10 protein-coding genes, 2 tRNA genes and 3 rRNA genes are annotated in these 18,941 nt (G+C 39.6%); 13 read left to right on the top strand and 2 right to left on the bottom strand.

Going from position 1 to position 18,941, the window contains the following annotated elements:
• The first annotated feature begins 705 nt into the window (after nucleotides 1–705).
• From M4I44_RS16200 to M4I44_RS16170, 7 genes are all read left to right on the top strand, one after another.
• Nucleotides 706–2,219: ribosomal RNA gene (locus M4I44_RS16200) — 16S ribosomal RNA — on the top strand.
• A 125-nt stretch (nucleotides 2,220–2,344) separates the two neighbouring features.
• Nucleotides 2,345–2,418, top strand: a tRNA-Ile gene (locus tag M4I44_RS16195).
• A gap of 142 nt (nucleotides 2,419–2,560) precedes the next feature.
• A tRNA-Ala gene (locus M4I44_RS16190) sits at nucleotides 2,561–2,634 on the top strand.
• A 154-nt stretch (nucleotides 2,635–2,788) separates the two neighbouring features.
• Nucleotides 2,789–5,667: ribosomal RNA gene (locus tag M4I44_RS16185) — 23S ribosomal RNA — on the top strand.
• Nucleotides 5,668–5,821: 154 nt separating this feature from the next.
• Nucleotides 5,822–5,931, top strand: a 5S ribosomal RNA gene (gene rrf / locus M4I44_RS16180).
• The 16S, 23S and 5S rRNA genes sit together here with 2 tRNA genes alongside, the layout of an rRNA operon.
• Before the next feature lie 589 nt (nucleotides 5,932–6,520).
• Entirely contained in the window at nucleotides 6,521–6,973 is a 453-nt protein-coding gene (locus M4I44_RS16175) for a DUF1569 domain-containing protein (RefSeq protein ID WP_249965371.1), read from the top strand.
• 15 nt (nucleotides 6,974–6,988) lie between these two features.
• A complete protein-coding gene (locus tag M4I44_RS16170; protein WP_026110194.1) occupies nucleotides 6,989–7,423 on the top strand; it encodes a nuclear transport factor 2 family protein in 435 nt (144 codons plus the stop codon).
• Nucleotides 7,424–7,428: 5 nt separating this feature from the next.
• On the opposite strand, the gene nth is transcribed toward M4I44_RS16170, so the two are convergent.
• Together nth and M4I44_RS16160 are read right to left on the bottom strand one after the other, a co-directional pair.
• Entirely contained in the window at nucleotides 7,429–8,073 is a 645-nt protein-coding gene (gene nth, locus M4I44_RS16165; RefSeq protein ID WP_249965370.1) for an endonuclease III, read from the bottom strand.
• Nucleotides 8,074–8,121: 48 nt separating this feature from the next.
• A complete protein-coding gene (locus M4I44_RS16160) occupies nucleotides 8,122–8,988 on the bottom strand; it encodes an alpha/beta hydrolase (protein ID WP_249965369.1) in 867 nt (288 codons plus the stop codon).
• Between the two features lie 139 nt (nucleotides 8,989–9,127).
• Here M4I44_RS16160 and M4I44_RS16155 point away from each other — a divergent pair, with 139 nt between their 5' ends.
• From M4I44_RS16155 to M4I44_RS16130, 6 genes are all read left to right on the top strand, one after another.
• Nucleotides 9,128–10,555, top strand: a complete 1,428-nt coding sequence (locus tag M4I44_RS16155) for a glycogen synthase (RefSeq protein WP_249965368.1) — start codon at nucleotides 9,128–9,130, stop codon at nucleotides 10,553–10,555.
• Entirely contained in the window at nucleotides 10,545–11,825 is a 1,281-nt protein-coding gene (locus M4I44_RS16150) for a glucose-1-phosphate adenylyltransferase (RefSeq protein ID WP_249965367.1), read from the top strand. The genes M4I44_RS16155 and M4I44_RS16150 overlap by 11 nt, the downstream gene beginning before the upstream one ends.
• A 36-nt stretch (nucleotides 11,826–11,861) precedes the next feature.
• Nucleotides 11,862–13,766 (top strand): 1,4-alpha-glucan branching protein GlgB, encoded by a 1,905-nt coding sequence (gene glgB, locus M4I44_RS16145; protein ID WP_249965366.1) that lies wholly within the window; start codon nucleotides 11,862–11,864, stop codon nucleotides 13,764–13,766.
• Nucleotides 13,767–14,057: 291 nt separating this feature from the next.
• Complete coding sequence (locus M4I44_RS16140; protein WP_249965365.1) at nucleotides 14,058–16,457, top strand: glycoside hydrolase family 31 protein; 2,400 nt, start codon at nucleotides 14,058–14,060, stop codon at nucleotides 16,455–16,457.
• Nucleotides 16,458–16,543: 86 nt separating this feature from the next.
• A complete protein-coding gene (locus M4I44_RS16135; protein WP_017498477.1) occupies nucleotides 16,544–17,356 on the top strand; it encodes a M48 family metallopeptidase in 813 nt (270 codons plus the stop codon).
• A gap of 145 nt (nucleotides 17,357–17,501) precedes the next feature.
• Nucleotides 17,502–18,821 carry an MFS transporter gene (locus M4I44_RS16130; protein ID WP_249965364.1) on the top strand — a complete coding sequence of 440 codons (1,320 nt, stop codon included), beginning with the start codon at nucleotides 17,502–17,504 and terminating at the stop codon, nucleotides 18,819–18,821.
• Nucleotides 18,822–18,941: the final 120 nt, after the last annotated feature.

The raw sequence follows: 18,941 nt of genomic DNA, 5'->3' as shown, positions 1-18,941 counted from the left end.
TAAAGGAAAAATCAAAAGGATTTCCACTACTATCGGGGCTAGGGTATGGGTTTTCAAAGGAAATAAGACAAGAAAAACAAAAACTTCGCGCCTTTGCGACTTTGCGAGATTAGTAAAAAACCAGTAAAAACGGGGCTTTGTATCTAAGAGTTTCATTTGAACGAAGAAAAACCTTTCAAACCTGAAAAAAGTTTAATTTGTAAAAGAGGTGTTATCAGAGTGTTAGGGGAAAGTTTCGAAAAAGATTAAAAATAAGTTTAAAAAAAGCTTGTAAAAGCGAATAAAGTGACTACTTTTGCACCCGCAACAGCGATAAACGTTCACTGAAATACTGACAAGCGAAGGAATTAAAACGAAAAGAAATTTTCAAAAAAAGATTCCAAAAAGCTTGCGAGTAAAGAAAGAAAGTTTTAAGTTTGCACCCCGCAAAACAAGGGGAGTTCATTGAAAGATTGGTAAGGAGAGAAGTTAAAAACGAAAAGAAATTTTCTAAAAAAAACTTCAAAAAACTCTTGCCGATTAGAAATAAGTTTTCTACTTTTGCACCCGCTTTGAGAAACAAGCGAGATTAATAAAAAAGAATACGTTCGTAGACATATTGAATTGACAGCTGTCCCGATTAATCGGGACAAAAGAATAAGAGTAATAGAATCGTAAGATTCGAAAAGAACCGATAGATATCATCGCAATATAATATAAAAATATACGATGAAGAGTTTGATCCTGGCTCAGGATGAACGCTAGCGGCAGGCTTAACACATGCAAGTCGAGGGGTATATGTCTTCGGATATAGAGACCGGCGCACGGGTGCGTAACGCGTATGCAATCTACCTTTTACAGAGGGATAGCCCAGAGAAATTTGGATTAATACCTCATAGTATAGTGACTCGGCATCGAGATACTATTAAAGTCACAACGGTAAAAGATGAGCATGCGTCCCATTAGCTAGTTGGTAAGGTAACGGCTTACCAAGGCTACGATGGGTAGGGGTCCTGAGAGGGAGATCCCCCACACTGGTACTGAGACACGGACCAGACTCCTACGGGAGGCAGCAGTGAGGAATATTGGACAATGGGCGCAAGCCTGATCCAGCCATGCCGCGTGCAGGATGACGGTCCTATGGATTGTAAACTGCTTTTGTACGAGAAGAAACACTCCTACGTGTAGGAGCTTGACGGTATCGTAAGAATAAGGATCGGCTAACTCCGTGCCAGCAGCCGCGGTAATACGGAGGATCCAAGCGTTATCCGGAATCATTGGGTTTAAAGGGTCCGTAGGCGGTTTAGTAAGTCAGTGGTGAAAGCCCATCGCTCAACGGTGGAACGGCCATTGATACTGCTAAACTTGAATTATTAGGAAGTAACTAGAATATGTAGTGTAGCGGTGAAATGCTTAGAGATTACATGGAATACCAATTGCGAAGGCAGGTTACTACTAATGGATTGACGCTGATGGACGAAAGCGTGGGTAGCGAACAGGATTAGATACCCTGGTAGTCCACGCCGTAAACGATGGATACTAGCTGTTGGAAGCAATTTCAGTGGCTAAGCGAAAGTGATAAGTATCCCACCTGGGGAGTACGTTCGCAAGAATGAAACTCAAAGGAATTGACGGGGGCCCGCACAAGCGGTGGAGCATGTGGTTTAATTCGATGATACGCGAGGAACCTTACCAAGGCTTAAATGTAGTTTGACCGATTTGGAAACAGATCTTTCGCAAGACAAATTACAAGGTGCTGCATGGTTGTCGTCAGCTCGTGCCGTGAGGTGTCAGGTTAAGTCCTATAACGAGCGCAACCCCTGTTGTTAGTTGCCAGCGAGTCATGTCGGGAACTCTAACAAGACTGCCAGTGCAAACTGTGAGGAAGGTGGGGATGACGTCAAATCATCACGGCCCTTACGCCTTGGGCTACACACGTGCTACAATGGCCGGTACAGAGAGCAGCCACTGGGCGACCAGGAGCGAATCTATAAAACCGGTCACAGTTCGGATCGGAGTCTGCAACTCGACTCCGTGAAGCTGGAATCGCTAGTAATCGGATATCAGCCATGATCCGGTGAATACGTTCCCGGGCCTTGTACACACCGCCCGTCAAGCCATGGAAGCTGGGGGTGCCTGAAGTCGGTGACCGCAAGGAGCTGCCTAGGGTAAAACTGGTAACTAGGGCTAAGTCGTAACAAGGTAGCCGTACCGGAAGGTGCGGCTGGAACACCTCCTTTCTAGAGCCTTACTGTTAGCCTAGTGCACGTTAAGGAAAAAAGATGATTATTTATGGGTCTCTGAATTGGAGATTGTATTACTCTTGCTGTTAATTTAAAAAAATGAAAGAATTAAGTAAAAACAGAGTCTCGTAGCTCAGCTGGTTAGAGTACTACACTGATAATGTAGGGGTCGGCAGTTCGAGTCTGCCCGGGACTACTTTTTAAAAAGAATTGATAATTAATAATTAACAATTGATAATTAAAAAGGACTGAAAGCTTAATTTAAAAGGAAATTTTAGAGGTTGAGTAACCGTTTTAAGTACTGTTAACTGAAAACTGTTAACTGACAACTAAAAAATGGGGGATTAGCTCAGCTGGCTAGAGCGCCTGCCTTGCACGCAGGAGGTCAACGGTTCGACTCCGTTATTCTCCACGAAATAATTGACAATTATCAATTGATAATTATTAATTATAAAAGTTCATTGACATATTGAGATAAGAAAATAATAAGAAAGTAGAAAGCGTTTTTTATTAGCAATAATAAAAGACAAAAAAAAACGGTCTTGTTTTAAGAAACAAGATTGGTACAATAAGCAAAATAAGGGCGTATGGGGGATGCCTAGGCTCTCAGAGGCGAAGAAGGACGTGATAAGCTGCGAAAAGCTACGGGGACGAGCACACATCGATTGATCCGTAGATATCCGAATGGGGCAACCCACTATGTTGAAGACATAGTACACCGATAGGTGGGCAAACCCGCTGAACTGAAACATCTAAGTAGGCGGAGGAGAAGAAAACAAAAGTGATTCCGTAAGTAGTGGCGAGCGAACGCGGATTAGCCCAAACCAATGATGTTACGGCATTGTTGGGGTTGTAGGACCACGACATTTTATGTACAAGGAACCGGAATCGACTGGAAAGTCGAGCCATAGAGAGTGATAGCCTCGTATGGGTAACAAGTATAATAGATAGTGGTATCCTGAGTAGGGCGGGGCACGTGAAACCCTGTCTGAATTTGGCGGGACCATCCGCTAAGGCTAAATACTCCTGAGAGACCGATAGTGAACCAGTACCGTGAGGGAAAGGTGAAAAGAACCGTGAATAACGGAGTGAAATAGATCCTGAAACCATACGCTTACAAGCGGTCGGAGCCCTTTTGTGGGGTGACGGCGTGCCTTTTGCATAATGAGCCTACGAGTTAACGTTGCTGGCAAGGTTAAGTGATTAAGTCACGGATCCGTAGCGAAAGCGAGTCTGAATAGGGCGCTTTAGTCAGTAGTGTTAGACGCGAAACCGTGTGATCTACCCATGGGCAGGATGAAGCGCTGGTAACACAGTGTGGAGGTCCGAACCGGTTGACGTTGAAAAGTCTTCGGATGACCTGTGGGTAGGGGTGAAAGGCCAATCAAACTCGGAAATAGCTCGTACTCCCCGAAATGCATTTAGGTGCAGCGTTATTTTAGTTATATAGAGGTAGAGCTACTGATTGGATGCGGGGGCTTCACCGCCTACCAATTCCTGACAAACTCCGAATGCTATATAATGATTGATAACAGTGAGGGCTTGGGTGCTAAGGTCCAAGTCCGAGAGGGAAAGAACCCAGACCATCAGCTAAGGTCCCCAAATATATGCTAAGTTGAAAGAACGAGGTTTGTCTGCCCAGACAGCTAGGATGTTGGCTTGGAAGCAGCCATTCATTTAAAGAGTGCGTAACAGCTCACTAGTCGAGCGGACGAGCATGGATAATAATCGGGCATAAGCATATTACCGAAGCTATGGATTTACAAGTAATTGTAAGTGGTAGGGGAGCATTCCAGCAGGGTTGAAGGTGTATCGTAAGGTATGCTGGACTGGCTGGAAAAGAAAATGTAGGCATAAGTAACGATAATGCGGGCGAGAAACCCGCACACCGAAAAACTAAGGTTTCCACAGCTATGCTAATCAGCTGTGGGTTAGTCTGGTCCTAAGGCGAACCCGAAAGGGACAGTCGATGGCCAACGGGTTAATATTCCCGTACTACTAATTACTGTGATGGGGTGACGGAGTGATGAAAGCGCCGCGAACTGACGGAATAGTTCGTTGAAGTACCTAGCTATATTCTCTATAGGCAAATCCGTAGAGAATGGTGAAATACGATAGTACTCGGAGTCTTCGGACAAAGAGATAGTGCGCCTAAGGGCTTCCAAGAAAAACCTCTAAACTTCAGGTAATTAGTACCAGTACCGTAAACCGACACAGGTAGTTGAGGAGAGAATCCTAAGGTGCTCGAGAGATTCATGGCTAAGGAATTAGGCAAAATAGACCTGTAACTTCGGGAGAAAGGTCGCCAGCGCAAGCTGGCCGCAGTGAAGAGGTCCAGGCGACTGTTTATCAAAAACACAGGGCTCTGCAAAATCGTAAGATGAAGTATAGGGCCTGACACCTGCCCGGTGCTGGAAGGTTAAGAGGAGATGTTATCTTCGGAGAAGCATTGAATTGAAGCCCCAGTAAACGGCGGCCGTAACTATAACGGTCCTAAGGTAGCGAAATTCCTTGTCGGGTAAGTTCCGACCTGCACGAATGGTGTAACGATCTGGACACTGTCTCAGCCATGAGCTCGGTGAAATTGTAGTAACGGTGAAGATGCCGTTTACCCGCAGTGGGACGAAAAGACCCTGTGCACCTTTACTATAGCTTAGTATTGACCTTGGATAAATGATGTGTAGAATAGGTTGGAGACTGTGAAGTGGCGTCGCCAGGCGTTGTGGAGTCATTGTTGAAATACAACCCTTTGTTTATCTGAGGCCTAACTCTTCGATGAAGAGGACAGTGCTTGGTGGGTAGTTTGACTGGGGTGGTCGCCTCCAAAAGAGTAACGGAGGCTTCTAAAGGTTCCCTCAGTACGCTTGGTAACCGTGCGTAGAGTGCAATGGCATAAGGGAGCTTGACTGAGAGACATACAGGTCGATCAGGTACGAAAGTAGAGCATAGTGATCCGGTGGTTCCGCATGGAAGGGCCATCGCTCAAAGGATAAAAGGTACGCCGGGGATAACAGGCTGATCTCCCCCAAGAGCTCATATCGACGGGGGGGTTTGGCACCTCGATGTCGGCTCGTCACATCCTGGGGCTGGAGAAGGTCCCAAGGGTTGGGCTGTTCGCCCATTAAAGTGGCACGCGAGCTGGGTTCAGAACGTCGTGAGACAGTTCGGTCTCTATCTACTGTGGGCGTTAGAAATTTGAGTGGATCTGATTCTAGTACGAGAGGACCGAATTGGACAAACCTCTAGTGTATCTGTTGTCCCGCCAGGGGCACCGCAGAGTAGCTACGTTTGGAAGGGATAAGCGCTGAAAGCATATAAGCGCGAAACCCACCACAAGATGAGATTTCTTTTAAGGATCGTGGAAGATGACCACGTTGATAGGCTATAGATGTAAAGGCAGTAATGTCATAGTCGAGTAGTACTAATAATCCGTAAGCTTATGTACACCCTTTTCCCGATAGCGCAAGCTATCGGGAGGAAACTTTCTTAAGTAAAAAACTTATTTGTTTCTTTATCTCAGTATGTTAAAATATTGTTTTAATTATCAATTGTTAATTATCAATTGTCAATTAAAAAGTTGCCCAAGCAACTAACAGCCTTAAGGTGGTTATTGCGGCGGGGCTCACCTCTTCCCATCCCGAACAGAGAAGTTAAGCCCGCCTGCGCAGATGGTACTGCAGTTATGTGGGAGAGTATGTCGTCGCCTTTCTTTTGAAGAACCCTATCCAAATCGGATAGGGTTTTTTGTTTTATACTATTTTTAAATTCTTATGCGCTTTGTGTAAATCTTTGCGATTAAAAAATAAAACGCGGATGATACGGATTCGCCAGGCGAAAACGCGGATTAAGACGGATTTTTTATTGGCTGTAGATGGCTTTTGCCCTTTCAGGGCGATGTTTGCTGTTAATTTTGGTTCATAGTGCTTCGCATTTCGGGCTTTCAGCCCTTTTTCCTTGCGTGCTTTGCGTATACCTTTGCGGACTTTACGGTTAAAAACTTTAGTTCTTTTTTTCTTTAAATATTCTTTTTATCACGGTATGCGTTAGGGATGGAAGCGATATCCTTTTGCGATGCCCATACTTTTAAAATTCCCTGAAACTTCTATCGCAAAAGATTTAGCGGACAGCCCGACCCAAAGGGGAACGCCATAACGATCTTTACTATATTTTTGCTAAGTAGGTATTAACTTAAAAATCTGAGAGTAATTTTTTTCGATGGGTTAAAATCAAAGATTGTAGTTTCAGATAAAAATCCTATTTTTACTTTAGTGTTTAATTTATCGAAAAATCGGAATACGATGAAAAATGTCTTTTATAAAGGAGATTGTGATGAGTTTGTAAAACGTATTAATTTGCTTCAACCGGATTCGAAAGGGCTCTGGGGTAAAATGGATGTGGCTCAAATGCTGGCACACTGTAATGTTTCCTATGAGATGGTTTACGATGATATTCATGCCAAACCAGGTTTCTTTTTGAAGTTTATTTTAAAGACATTGGTTAAAAATAAGGTGGTAAGTGAAACACCTTATAAACATAATAATCCCACTGCATCTCAATTTATTATAAATGGCACTCGCGATTTTAATCTTGAGAAAGAAAGGCTGATTGCGTACATTAATAAAACGCAATTGTTGGGTGAAAAAGATTTCGACGGTAAAGAATCACATTCTTTTGGCAGATTAACTGCGACAGAATGGAGTAATATGTTTGCTAAACATCTGGAGCATCATCTGAGTCAATTTGGTGTTTAATTTTATGCTTTGCTTATGAGAATGTTCTGTATTGTCAGTTTGCTATTTTTAGGATTAGCTGTAAACGCACAGCAGCAGGAAGTCCAAAAGAGTATTGAAACCTTTTTTGAAGGTTTTCACCAAAGAGATACCGTAAGAATGAAATCTGTTTGTGCGGATAGGATAGTCTTGCAATCTATTAGTGAGAGTTTGGTTAAAGGAAACAAACTTACAGAGGAGAATGTAGGTAAATTCTATAAATCAATTGCTACTATTCCATCTAATATTGAATTTTCTGAAAAGATTTTAAGCTACAATATTCAAATTGACGGAACAATAGCACATGTTTGGGCGCCCTATCAGTTTTATGTAAACGATAAACTGAGTCACTCGGGAGTAAATACTTTTACTTTGTTTAAAGAAAAAGACAACTGGAAAATCATCTATCTGATCGATACCAGAAGAAAATAATGCTTTTATGCAATTTGAGTTGCAAAGTAATGACAGGAGTCTGCAATTGTGCACTCATCGCATTTTGGTTTGGGTCTGCAGGTTTCTCTTCCTAAAAAAGAAATTGCCATCCCAATTTCGGACCAAATGGTTTTGGGCAAAACCTGCATTAGGTCTTTTTCTGTTTTAATTCCGTCTTTACTCTCTTTGATAATACCAATTCTTGGTGCGACGCGTATGACATGTAAATCGGCAATAATTCCTTCTGCTGGTTGATGAGTTTCTCTTAAAATTACATTGGCTGATTTTCTTCCAATACCTTTTAAAGCGGTTAATTCTTTCATGGTTAGTGGAATGTCTTCATCATTTTGAACCGTTTTTGCAATTTCCAAAAGCCATTGTGCTTTTGTGGGATAATTACGGACTTTGCTTATGTAAGGAATGAAAGTTTCTGCATCGGTTTGAGACAGACTTTTTAGTGTGGGATATTTTTCAAATAGTACAGGTGCAATTTTATTGATATTGGCATCAGAATCCTGAGCAGACAGAACAACCATTACTAATAATTGATAAGTATTTTGATAGTCTAAAGGATGTTTTCTTCCTTTATATCTACTTAGAATGGGTTCCAGTCTTGTTTCCCAATTTGTTGTTTCTCCAAATAAGTCCATCTTTAGTTTCTTTAGAATTGAACAATAGAAAATATAACTATCACAAAATTAAGGGGTTTTGATGAAATCTATCGTTTTTTTAATGACATTTTGATTGCCTAGAATTTTTCGGTGTCCTAAGCCTTCCGTTAGATATAAAGTTCCATTTTCCAATTGTTTATGAATGTGGATTCCTGCTTTAACCGAAACTTCGGGATCATCATGATCATGAATTACGAGAACAGGTAGTTTAATTTTTTGAGCTGCTTTGTAAGCTGAAAAATCATCCATTTTTACCTGATACTTATCTTCAAAATGGTCGCGTAAACGTTCGCTTATTTCTGGTTTTAGCTCTAGCTTGGCTACAAAATCATCCAATATATCCTGTACAATATCGCCACTGCCAATTATTATTGCTTTTTTTACCTGTAATCCGTCTTTAATCGCGTTTAGGACAGACATTCCGCCTAAGGAATGACCGATCGCAAATTCAAAAGGGCCAAATTGTTTTTCAATTTCTAAAATTGAAGCAATAAATTCAGACATAATCGTACTTTTTCCTTCGGATTTTCCATGTGCAGGAGCATCAAAACTTACCGTTGAAAAGCCATTTTTTAAAAGTTCATCGGCTATTTTGAATAATTGGGTTCCTCTTCCGGCCCAACCGTGTACGAGTAAAATTTTGCGATCACTTTTCCCGTATTCATACGTAACCACGCTTTTATTAATTACGGGAACGTAAATGGTTTTTTGAATACTTTTTTGCTCCATGTCCAATTCGCGTTTTGGAACTTTATGTTTTACAGGAGTTGTGAAAAGTTTTGCGGCATAAGTGGTAACCAGTTTTGTTGAAAAAAAGGCACAAATTTTAGCGGATGCAATAATAAACTTGGGAATTTTTAGAGATTTAGTAGGATTATTTTCCTTTTTTGACATATCAATAATTTTTTTCTGAGGGCTGGATTCTGTTTATTTTTTCCTAAATTTAAAAAAAGATAAAAGTAACACATTAATAGATGTTTACTGAAAAAAAGAATTGAGAAAATAGTATTTAGTACGCATATAAATTTTAAAAATGGAAATATTTCACATCAGTGCAGAGTGTTATCCAATGGCAAAGGTGGGCGGTTTGGCCGATGTGGTTGGCGCATTGCCTAAGTATCAGACTAAAGCTGGTCACGACGTTCGTGTTGTGGTTCCTTGTTATGATACAAAATTTAGAAAAGAAAACGATTTTGAATGTGTTCATTGGGGAAATGTGAAGTTGGGGAATTTTAATTTTCCGTTTAGTGTTTTAAAAGAAACAACAGATAAATTGGGATATGAGTTGTACCTGATTGAAATTAAAGAATTGTTCGATCGCCCAAATGTTTACGGATATGAAGATGATATTGAAAGATTCGTGTCCTTTCAGATTGCGGCATTAGACTGGATTATAGCACGTAATAAAGTTCCTGATGTTTTAAATTGCCACGATCACCACACCGGATTGATTCCGTTTTTAATTAAATATGCTTACAAATATGAAAGTCTTAGCAATGTAAGATCAGTAATTACAATACACAATGGTCTGTATCAGGGTTGGTTTGGTTTTGATAAGCTCTTTTATTTGCCGGAGTTTGATTTGAAACATGTTGGTTTCTTAGAGTGGGACCATTCGATTAACTCATTAGCAGTAGGAATCAAGTGTGCCCATGCTTTGACTACGGTTTCTCCAAGTTATCTCGACGAAATTAATAATGCCGCAAATGGTTTAGAAGCCCTTTTCAAATCTGTTCGACACAAATCAAAGGGGATTTTAAACGGAATTGATTTTGAAGTTTGGGATCCTGCCAAAGACCAAATGATTGAGAGTAATTATTCAATAGATACTTTTGAGATTGGAAAACAGCAGAACAAAGAAAAATTATGTGGGGAGTTTGAACTCGATCCTGCAAAACCATTATTCAGTTTTATAGGGCGTCTGTTTGAGGAGAAAGGAGGGGATTTGCTTCCACAGGCTTCGGCACTGGCATTATCCGAGAATTTTGAAAATATTAATATACTGATTCTGGGATCAGGAAATTCGTTGATTGAAGAACAATTAGTTCAATTGCGAAATGATTATAAAGGGAATTACAATGTTTTTATTGGGTATAATGAAGCATTAGCACATTTGATTTATGCAGGAGCAGATTTTATTTTAATGCCTTCGAGGGTCGAACCTTGCGGTTTAAACCAGATGTATGCACTGCGTTACGGAACGGTTCCGATTGTGAGAAGAACCGGAGGCTTGAGAGATACGGTAATAGATTTTGGCGACGATGGTAACGGAGTATGTCATGACCAGGCTTCGGTAGGGGATATTTGTTATTCGATCAATCGTGCCGTCAAATTATATGGGGATAAAATTAATTTTAAAAATATTAGAGCGAAAGGAATGGGTACTGATCATTCCTGGGAGCGTGCATGCCAAGAATACATCGAGATATACAACCTAATAATTGAGAAAAATGAAATTTAAGAAGAAGAATGTAGTTGCCATTATTTTAGGAGGAGGACAAGGATCACGCTTGTTCCCATTAACCGAAACCCGATCTAAGCCCGCAGTTCCAATTGGTGGAAAATACCGATTGGTGGATATCCCTATTTCCAATTGTATTAATTCTGATATTTTTAAAATATTTGTCCTGACACAGTTCAACTCGGCGTCTCTAAACGCACATATTAAAAACACTTTTAATTTTAGCATCTTTAGCCAGTCGTTTGTCGATATTCTGGCGGCAGAACAAACTCCTGATAATCCAACCTGGTTTCAGGGAACAGCAGATGCCGTTAGACAATGTATGTCGCATTTTTTAAAACACGAATTTGATCATGCCTTGATTTTATCCGGAGATCAATTGTATCAGATGGATTTTAATGAGATGCTCGAGGCTCATATTGCTGCTGACGCTGCAATTTCGATTGCGACATTACCGGTGAATGCTAAAGACGCACCTGAGTTTGGAATTCTTAAAACCAATCACGAGAGTTTTATCGAAGCTTTTATCGAAAAACCCCATGCCTCATTGTTACCCGAATGGGAATCTGATGTAAGTGAACACATGAAAGAGAAGGGTAAAAAATATCTGGCTTCTATGGGAATTTATATTTTTAACCGTGAATTACTCGTAGAGCTGATGGCCGATCAGGAAACAAAGGATTTTGGAAAAGAAATCATTCCGCAGGCTGTAGGCAAACATAAAATCCTGAGTTACCAATACGAAGGGTATTGGACCGATATCGGGAATATTGAATCTTTCTTTGAAGCTAATATTGGTCTAACGGCCGATATTCCTGAATTTAATTTGTTTGATAACGACAATAAAATTTTTACAAGACCTCGTTTATTGCCGCCGTCTAAATTTAGAAATTCTACCATCAATCAATCGTTAATTTCGGAAGGATGTATCATTAACGCCAAAGAAATTAAAAGTTCAGTCGTTGGAATCCGTTCCAGAATTGGAGAGGGAACTGTATTGGAGAATTGTTATGTGATGGGGAACGATTTTTATCAGGATCTGGACGAACTAAATCGTGAAGCTGCAATCAGTAAAATTCATGTTGGTATTGGCGAAAACTGTTTCATACAAAATGCCCTGATTGATAAGAATGTCAGAATTGGAAATAACGTTCACATTAGCGGCGGAAAACATTTGGATAATTTTACGAATGAGTTGTACAGTATCAAAGATGGTATTGTTGTCATTAAAAAAGGAGCTGTTCTCTCTGATAATTTTAGAATTGAATAAAATGCTTACAATTAATTATTGCCTTAAAAACCAAATATGTCTAAAGTAATTACGCATTCTCTCTTTACCGAATTTGATATTAATTTATTCAAAGCGGGAAAACATTACCAGTTGTACGAAAAATTAGGAGCGCATTTAATTGAAGTTGATGGGGTAAAAGGAGTGTATTTTGCCGTGTGGGCCCCAACAGCGCAATCGGTTTCTGTGGTGGGTGATTTTAATTACTGGACACAGGGTGAACATCTTTTACAGGTACGCTGGGATTCTTCGGGTATTTGGGAAGGATTTATTCCGGAGGTTTCAAAAGGGACTTTGTACAAATATAAAATTCAATCGAATATTGACGGAATCGTTACCGAAAAAGCGGACCCTTTTGCTTTATATTGCGAAAAACCACCTCATACCGCTTCTGTAGTCTGGGATTTGGATTATAACTGGAAGGACGAAAAATGGATGCAATCACGTCAGGAGAATAATGCATTAGACAAACCTCATTCGGTTTATGAAGTGCATCTGGGATCCTGGAAACGCGGAGAACATAATCGCTTTCTAACCTATTTAGAACTGGCAGATGATTTGGTTGCGTATGTAAAGGAAACCGGTTTTACGCATGTAGAATTTATGCCAGTTATGGAATATCCTTACGATCCTTCATGGGGATACCAGCTCACAGGGTATTTTGCACCGACTTCGCGTTTCGGAAAACCACAGGACTTTATGGTTTTGGTAGATAAATTACACCAGGCCGGTATTGGTGTTATTCTAGACTGGGTGCCGTCGCATTTTCCTGACGATGCACACGGTTTGGGCTTTTTTGACGGTTCACATTTATACGAACATCCGGATCGCAGAAAAGGATATCATCCGGATTGGAAAAGTTTGGTTTTTAATTATGGACGTAATGAAGTTCGCGCTTTCCTCATCAGCAATGCCGTTTTTTGGTTGAAGCATTACCATGCCGATGGTTTGCGTGTGGATGCCGTGGCGTCTATGTTGTATCTCGATTATTCGAGAAACGAAGGAGAGTGGGAACCGAATATTTACGGAGGAAGAGAAAATTTGGATACGATAAGTTTTCTTAAAGAATTCAATGAAGTAATCTATGCTAATTTTAATGGAGTTCAAACTATTGCAGAAGAAAGTACTTCGTTTCCAATGGTTTCCAGACCAACTTTTACAGGAGGTTTGGGCTTCGGAATGAAATGGATGATGGGCTGGATGCACGATACTTTAAAATACTTTCAGAAAGAAACCGTTTACCGAAAATACCATCAGAACGAACTGACTTTTTCGATGACTTATGCTTTTACCGAGAATTTTATGTTGCCGTTTTCGCATGACGAAGTGGTGTACGGAAAAAAATCGATTGCCAATAAAATGCCGGGTGACGAATGGCAGAAATTTGCCAATTTAAGATTGCTGTACGGTTATATGTTCACACATCCCGGAGCAAAGTTATTGTTTATGGGATCTGAATTCGGGCAAAGCGATGAATGGAATTTTGAAAAAAGTCTGGATTGGCATTTACTGCAATACGACTACCATTCTGGAATTAAAAAAGTAATTACAGATTTGAATCAATTATACAAAACTCGTCCTGCATTGTATGAAAAACAATTTTCGGGAGAGGGCTTTGAGTGGATCAATTATTCAGACCATCAGAATGCGGTTTTATCGTACATACGAAAAGGAAATAATCCTAAAGAGAATCTGATTATCGTTGGCAATTTTACACAGGTAGTCCGTGAAAACTACAGAATAGGAATTTCGGAAAAAGGTAAACTACAGGAAATTTTTAATAGTGATGCTGTTATTTATGGAGGAAGCGGTGTAGGAAATCTGCAGGCATTAACTATAGAGTCATCTCCTTATGATGGGAGAGATTATTCCGTAGCTTTAAATTTACCGCCTTTGAGTATCACCGTTTATTCATTTGTATAAAGGACACACAGATGACAGCAATTTAGACTGATAAACACGGATTTTATATTTGTATTGTTTAAAGTCAGTATTGTATAGATGACTTATTAGTCCGCTTAGCGGATAGTCAATATATTATTTTATCAGTTTCACGTTCTTAAATTATCGATTTGTTGAATTTTTAAGAGGATAATTAATACTCATTCAGAAAAAACGTTTTCGTGAATAATCCTTTTATTTATAGAGGGTTATCTGGTTTTTTTGTATGTTTGAAAGGGAGACTAACGTTATATAATTAATACAGAAATCGACATGATTACAAATACAGCATTAGAATACAAGGGCGATTTATATCCATCAAAAATTATCTCGCATCAACATGAAGGAGATTCTGTTTTTTTTCATACCGACAATAAAGTAATCTTAAAAGTCACTATTCTTAGAGACAGTTTGATTCGCTTTCGTTTTACGACCAAAGGGTATTTTAGTAACGATTTTTCGTATGCCGTCGATAAAACACAGCTTCACGGTTACAACTTTTTAGAACTTACCGAAGAAGAAGCTTATTTTCAAATCAGGACCAGTAAAGTAAAATGTAAAATTCAAAAGAGAGATTTACGTCTCGCTATTTACGATTTAAACGATTTTCTTATTCTGGAAGACGAACTTGGTTTTCATTGGGAAGAAAGTTATGAATACGGAGGAAATATCGTAAAAATGAGTAAATCCTCTAAAGACGGGGAGTGTTTTTACGGTCTGGGAGACAAAGCAACGCAGATGAATTTAAAAGGTAAAAGACTTGAAAATTTTGCCACCGATCAATATGCTTACCAAAAAGAACAGGACCCGTTATACAAAGTGGTTCCGTTTTATATTGGTTTGCACAATAAAGTATCGTATGGAATCTTTTTCGACAATACTTTTAGGACCTTTTTTGATTTCTGTCAGGAAAGAAGAAACGTTACCAGCTTTTGGGCAGAAGGCGGAGAAATGAATTATTATTTCATCTACGGCCCGCAAATGCAGGATGTAGTAACCACTTATACCGATTTGACCGGAAAACCAGAACTGCCGCCACTTTGGGTTTTAGGATACCATCAATGTAAATGGAGTTATTATCCTGAAAGTAAAGTAAAAGAAATCACCTCAAAATTCAGAGAACTCAAAATTCCGTGTGACGCCATCTATCTCGATATCGATTATATGGAAGGATTCCGATGTTTTACCTGGAACAAAAACTATTTTCCCGATCCTAAAAAAATGGTAGCCGAATTGGCCGAAGACGGTTTCAAAACAGTTGTGATCATTGATCCGGGAATTAAAATAGACAAAGAGTATTGGGTGTATCAGGAAGCCTTAGAAAAAGATTACTTCTGCAAAAGAGCCGATGGGCCTTATATGAAAGGGAAAGTCTGGCCGGGTGAATGTAATTTTCCCGATTATACAAACCCCGTAGTTAGAGAATGGTGGGCGGGGTTATTTAAAGAATTAATTTCAGATATTGGCGTAAAAGGAGTTTGGAACGATATGAACGAACCCGCAGTAATGGAAGTTCCCAACAAAACATTTCCCACAGATGTACGTCACGTATACGACGGAAATCCATGCAGCCATCGAAAAGCGCACAATATATACGGCACACAAATGGCCAGAGCTACTTACCATGGGGTAAAACGTTTTGTTTATCCTAAACGCCCCTTTGTGATCACCAGATCAGCCTACTCCGGAGCACAACGTTATACTTCTTCGTGGACAGGTGACAACGTTGCTACCTGGGAGCATTTATGGATTGCCAACATTCAGGTACAAAGAATGAGCATATCCGGAATGGGATTTACCGGTTCTGATATTGGAGGTTTTGCCGAACAGCCTACCGGAGAATTGTACGCCCGCTGGATTCAGTTAGGCGTATTTCACCCGTTTTGCAGAACGCATTCTTCCGGAGATCATGGCAATCAGGAACCTTGGGCATTTGATGAAGAAGTCATCAACATTACCCGTAAGTTTGTCAGTCTGCGCTATCAGTTACTCCCTTATTTATACACCATGTTCTGGCAGTATATTGAAGAAGGAGTTCCGATGTTAAAACCATTAGTATATTACGATCAGGAAGATACTCAAACCCATTATCGCAATGATGAATTCATCTTTGGGAATCAAATTTTAGTATGTCCGATACTCGAACCAAATGCTGTCGGCAGACGAATGTACATTCCAAGAGGAGAGTGGTACAATTACTGGACCAACGAATTTGCAACAGGAGGCAGAGAAGTTTGGATTGATACTAAATTTGATGAAATTCCGGTCTTTGTGAAAGCAGGAGCTGTTATTCCGAAATATCCCGTACAGCAATATGTTGGTGAACTCGAATTTGATGAATTAACACTCGATTTATACTTCAAACTCGGAAAAGAAAAGTCAGTCGTTTACGAAGATGCACAGGATGGATATGATTACAAAAAAGGACGTTACAGCTTTTTGTCTTTCAGTACCATTGGAAAAGAGAAAGAGCTTATCATTCAGTTACACAAAGAAGGAAAATATACAACACCTTATAGCAAATATAAAATCAATTTAATCGGACTGCCTTTTAAAGTGGCTGAAATTGAAATCGATAATGAGAAAATAGCATTTGACAAGGAAGGTTTTGAACTTAATCATTTTTTAATCGTTGATAAAGAGTTTAACGAGCTTCATATTATTGGCGAATAGTATAATCCTGATATTTTTTTTGGTAATTATATAAAAGTGGAAAAATTAATAATCGTATTTTTGTATGTTGTTATAATACCACTATCATGAGAAAACATCTAGCATCAGGCTTACTTGCCGTTGTTTTAGCGGCCGGTTGTGCGACTAATCCCATTACAGGAAAACAAAATTTGAATTTTGTTTCAAACAGTGAATTATTTCCATCTTCGTTTCAGCAATACAATACGTTCATATCCGAAAATAAGGTAATTACAGGAACAGCAGATGCGAAAAAAGTAGAATTGGTAGGAGGAAGAATTAAGGCAGCAGCTGAAAAATACCTGATTTACCTGGGACAATCGCAGTATTTGAAAGATTATCGTTGGGAGTACAAACTCGTAGACAATAAGGAGGTGAATGCCTGGTGTATGCCCGGAGGAAAAATTGTGGTGTACTCGGGAATTTTACCGATCACACAAAATGATTCCGGTTTAGCTACCGTTATGGGACATGAGGTTTCACACGCTTTAGCGAATCATGGCGCACAAAGAATGAGTGCCGCACAGTTACAACAAATAGGAAGCGTTGCTTTAGGAGCAGCCACAAGCGGTAAAACCCAGCAAACACAGGAAATATTTGCACAGGCTTATGGTCTGGGTACACAGGTGGGAGTAATGTTGCCGTTCAGTCGAAGTAATGAAACTGAGGCAGATAAAATTGGTCTGACATTAATGGCCATTGCAGGTTATAACCCGGATGATGCTATTGCGTTCTGGAGCAGAATGTCAGCCAAATCCGGAGGATCGGGAACACCGGAGTTTATGAGTACACACCCTTCAGATGCTTCAAGGATTGCCAATATAAGAGCTTTAATACCAGAAGCAAGAGCAACAGCACTCAAAGTGGGAATCATTAAATAGATTTTTTACGATAAAATAGACAAAGCTATCCTTTTCAGGATGGCTTTTTTTATGCTGATAATTTATTAATACATGAATTACTGAAAATTGATTTGATTGTAATAAAAAAGAAATAAATTCGTAGCCTGTTAACAAAACCATTACTATGAAGAACCTACAAAAAGGAGATAAGAAATTATTGAATGCCTGGGCATTTTACGACTGGGCCAATTCGGTTTACACTTTAACGATTGCATCGGCAGTATTCCCTATTTTTTACGAAGCTTTATTTACAGATCGCGACCATTATATTGATGTATTTGGAATGCATCTTAAAAACTCGGCCTTAATTAGTTTTATTACCGCAGCAGCCTTTTTGGTAGTGTCTTTTATCTCTCCTTTATTATCCGGAATTGCCGATTATGTGGGGAACAAGAAAGCTTTCATGAAATTCTTTTGTTATATGGGAGCCCTGTCATGCATGGGATTGTATTGGTTTGATCTCGATAATATTTATACAGGATTAGCCTTTTATTTCCTGGGATTGCTGGGATATTGGGGAAGTTTGGTTTTTTATAACTCTTATCTGCCGGATATTGCTTTTGAAGAACAGCAGGACAAAATTAGCGCCAAAGGGTATTCGATGGGGTATATTGGTAGTGTCTTGTTGCTGATTATCAATTTAGCAATGATTATGAAGCCAAGACTTTTTGGTATTACCGGAACCGATGGTGAAGCTGCGATGAAAGCCATGCGTTACTCTTTTATAATGGTTGGAGTCTGGTGGATTCTGTTCAGTCAGTATACCTACTATTATCTGCCAAAAGGAAGTAAAGCGAGTGGTCAGAAATTAACCAGTTCAGTTGTTTTTAATGGCTTTAAAGAGTTAAAAAAAGTTTGGGCTTTGCTAAAAGATAATATTGCTCTAAGAAGATATTTAAGTGGATTTTTTGTTTCAAGTATGGCGGTGCAAACGGTAATGCTTGTAGCGACTTATTTTGGAGCGCAGGAAATTGAGTGGGCAACCAAAGAAGATAGTACCATAGGATTAATAAAATGTATTTTGATTATCCAGTTAGTAGCAGTTGTTGGAGCAGTTTTAACCTCAAGAGCCTCGGCTAAGTTTGGAAACATTCCAACTTTGATTGTTATCAATAGTATTTGGGCTGTATTTTGTGCTTTGGCGTACTTTATAGTATTACCAATGCATTTTTATGTGATGGCTACTGTAGCCGGATTTGTGATGGGGGGAATTCAGGCATTGTCCCGTTCGACGTATTCAAAATTATTACCGGAAACAGAAGACACCGCTTCTTTCTTTAGTTTTTACGATGTAGCGGAGAAAATCGGAATTGTAATCGGAATGTGCGTTTATGGAATCATCGATCAGATCACCGGAAGTCCGCGTGCCGCAATTGTGATTTTGGCCATTTTCTTTGTGACGGCTATTTTTCTTTTAAGAAGAGTACCAAAAAAGGCACTTTAGAAAGCTGCTCTGTGGATGAAGTATAATGAATAACACGAATTGCACGAATTGTCACTAAACAGGGGCTCGCCTTTTAGAATTTGTGCAAATTCGTGGAATTCGTGTTTAGACTGTAGCTTT

The organism is Flavobacterium sp. B183 (genome assembly GCF_023539155.1).
Classification (GTDB): Bacteria; Bacteroidota; Bacteroidia; order Flavobacteriales; family Flavobacteriaceae; genus Flavobacterium; species Flavobacterium tructae.
This window is presented reverse-complemented; position numbering and strand designations above follow the sequence as displayed.

Bases quoted from the DNA above. Each gene is read 5' to 3' on its own strand.
- M4I44_RS16175 (WP_249965371.1), top strand. From the start codon at position 6,521: ATGAAAAATGTCTTTTATAAAGGAGATTGTGATGAGTTTGTAAAACGT.
- M4I44_RS16170 (WP_026110194.1), top strand. From the start codon at position 6,989: ATGAGAATGTTCTGTATTGTCAGTTTGCTATTTTTAGGATTAGCTGTA.
- nth (WP_249965370.1), bottom strand. From the start codon at position 8,073: ATGGACTTATTTGGAGAAACAACAAATTGGGAAACAAGACTGGAACCC.
- M4I44_RS16160 (WP_249965369.1), bottom strand. From the start codon at position 8,988: ATGTCAAAAAAGGAAAATAATCCTACTAAATCTCTAAAAATTCCCAAG.
- M4I44_RS16155 (WP_249965368.1), top strand. From the start codon at position 9,128: ATGGAAATATTTCACATCAGTGCAGAGTGTTATCCAATGGCAAAGGTG.
- M4I44_RS16150 (WP_249965367.1), top strand. From the start codon at position 10,545: ATGAAATTTAAGAAGAAGAATGTAGTTGCCATTATTTTAGGAGGAGGA.
- glgB (WP_249965366.1), top strand. From the start codon at position 11,862: ATGTCTAAAGTAATTACGCATTCTCTCTTTACCGAATTTGATATTAAT.
- M4I44_RS16140 (WP_249965365.1), top strand. From the start codon at position 14,058: ATGATTACAAATACAGCATTAGAATACAAGGGCGATTTATATCCATCA.
- M4I44_RS16135 (WP_017498477.1), top strand. From the start codon at position 16,544: ATGAGAAAACATCTAGCATCAGGCTTACTTGCCGTTGTTTTAGCGGCC.
- M4I44_RS16130 (WP_249965364.1), top strand. From the start codon at position 17,502: ATGAAGAACCTACAAAAAGGAGATAAGAAATTATTGAATGCCTGGGCA.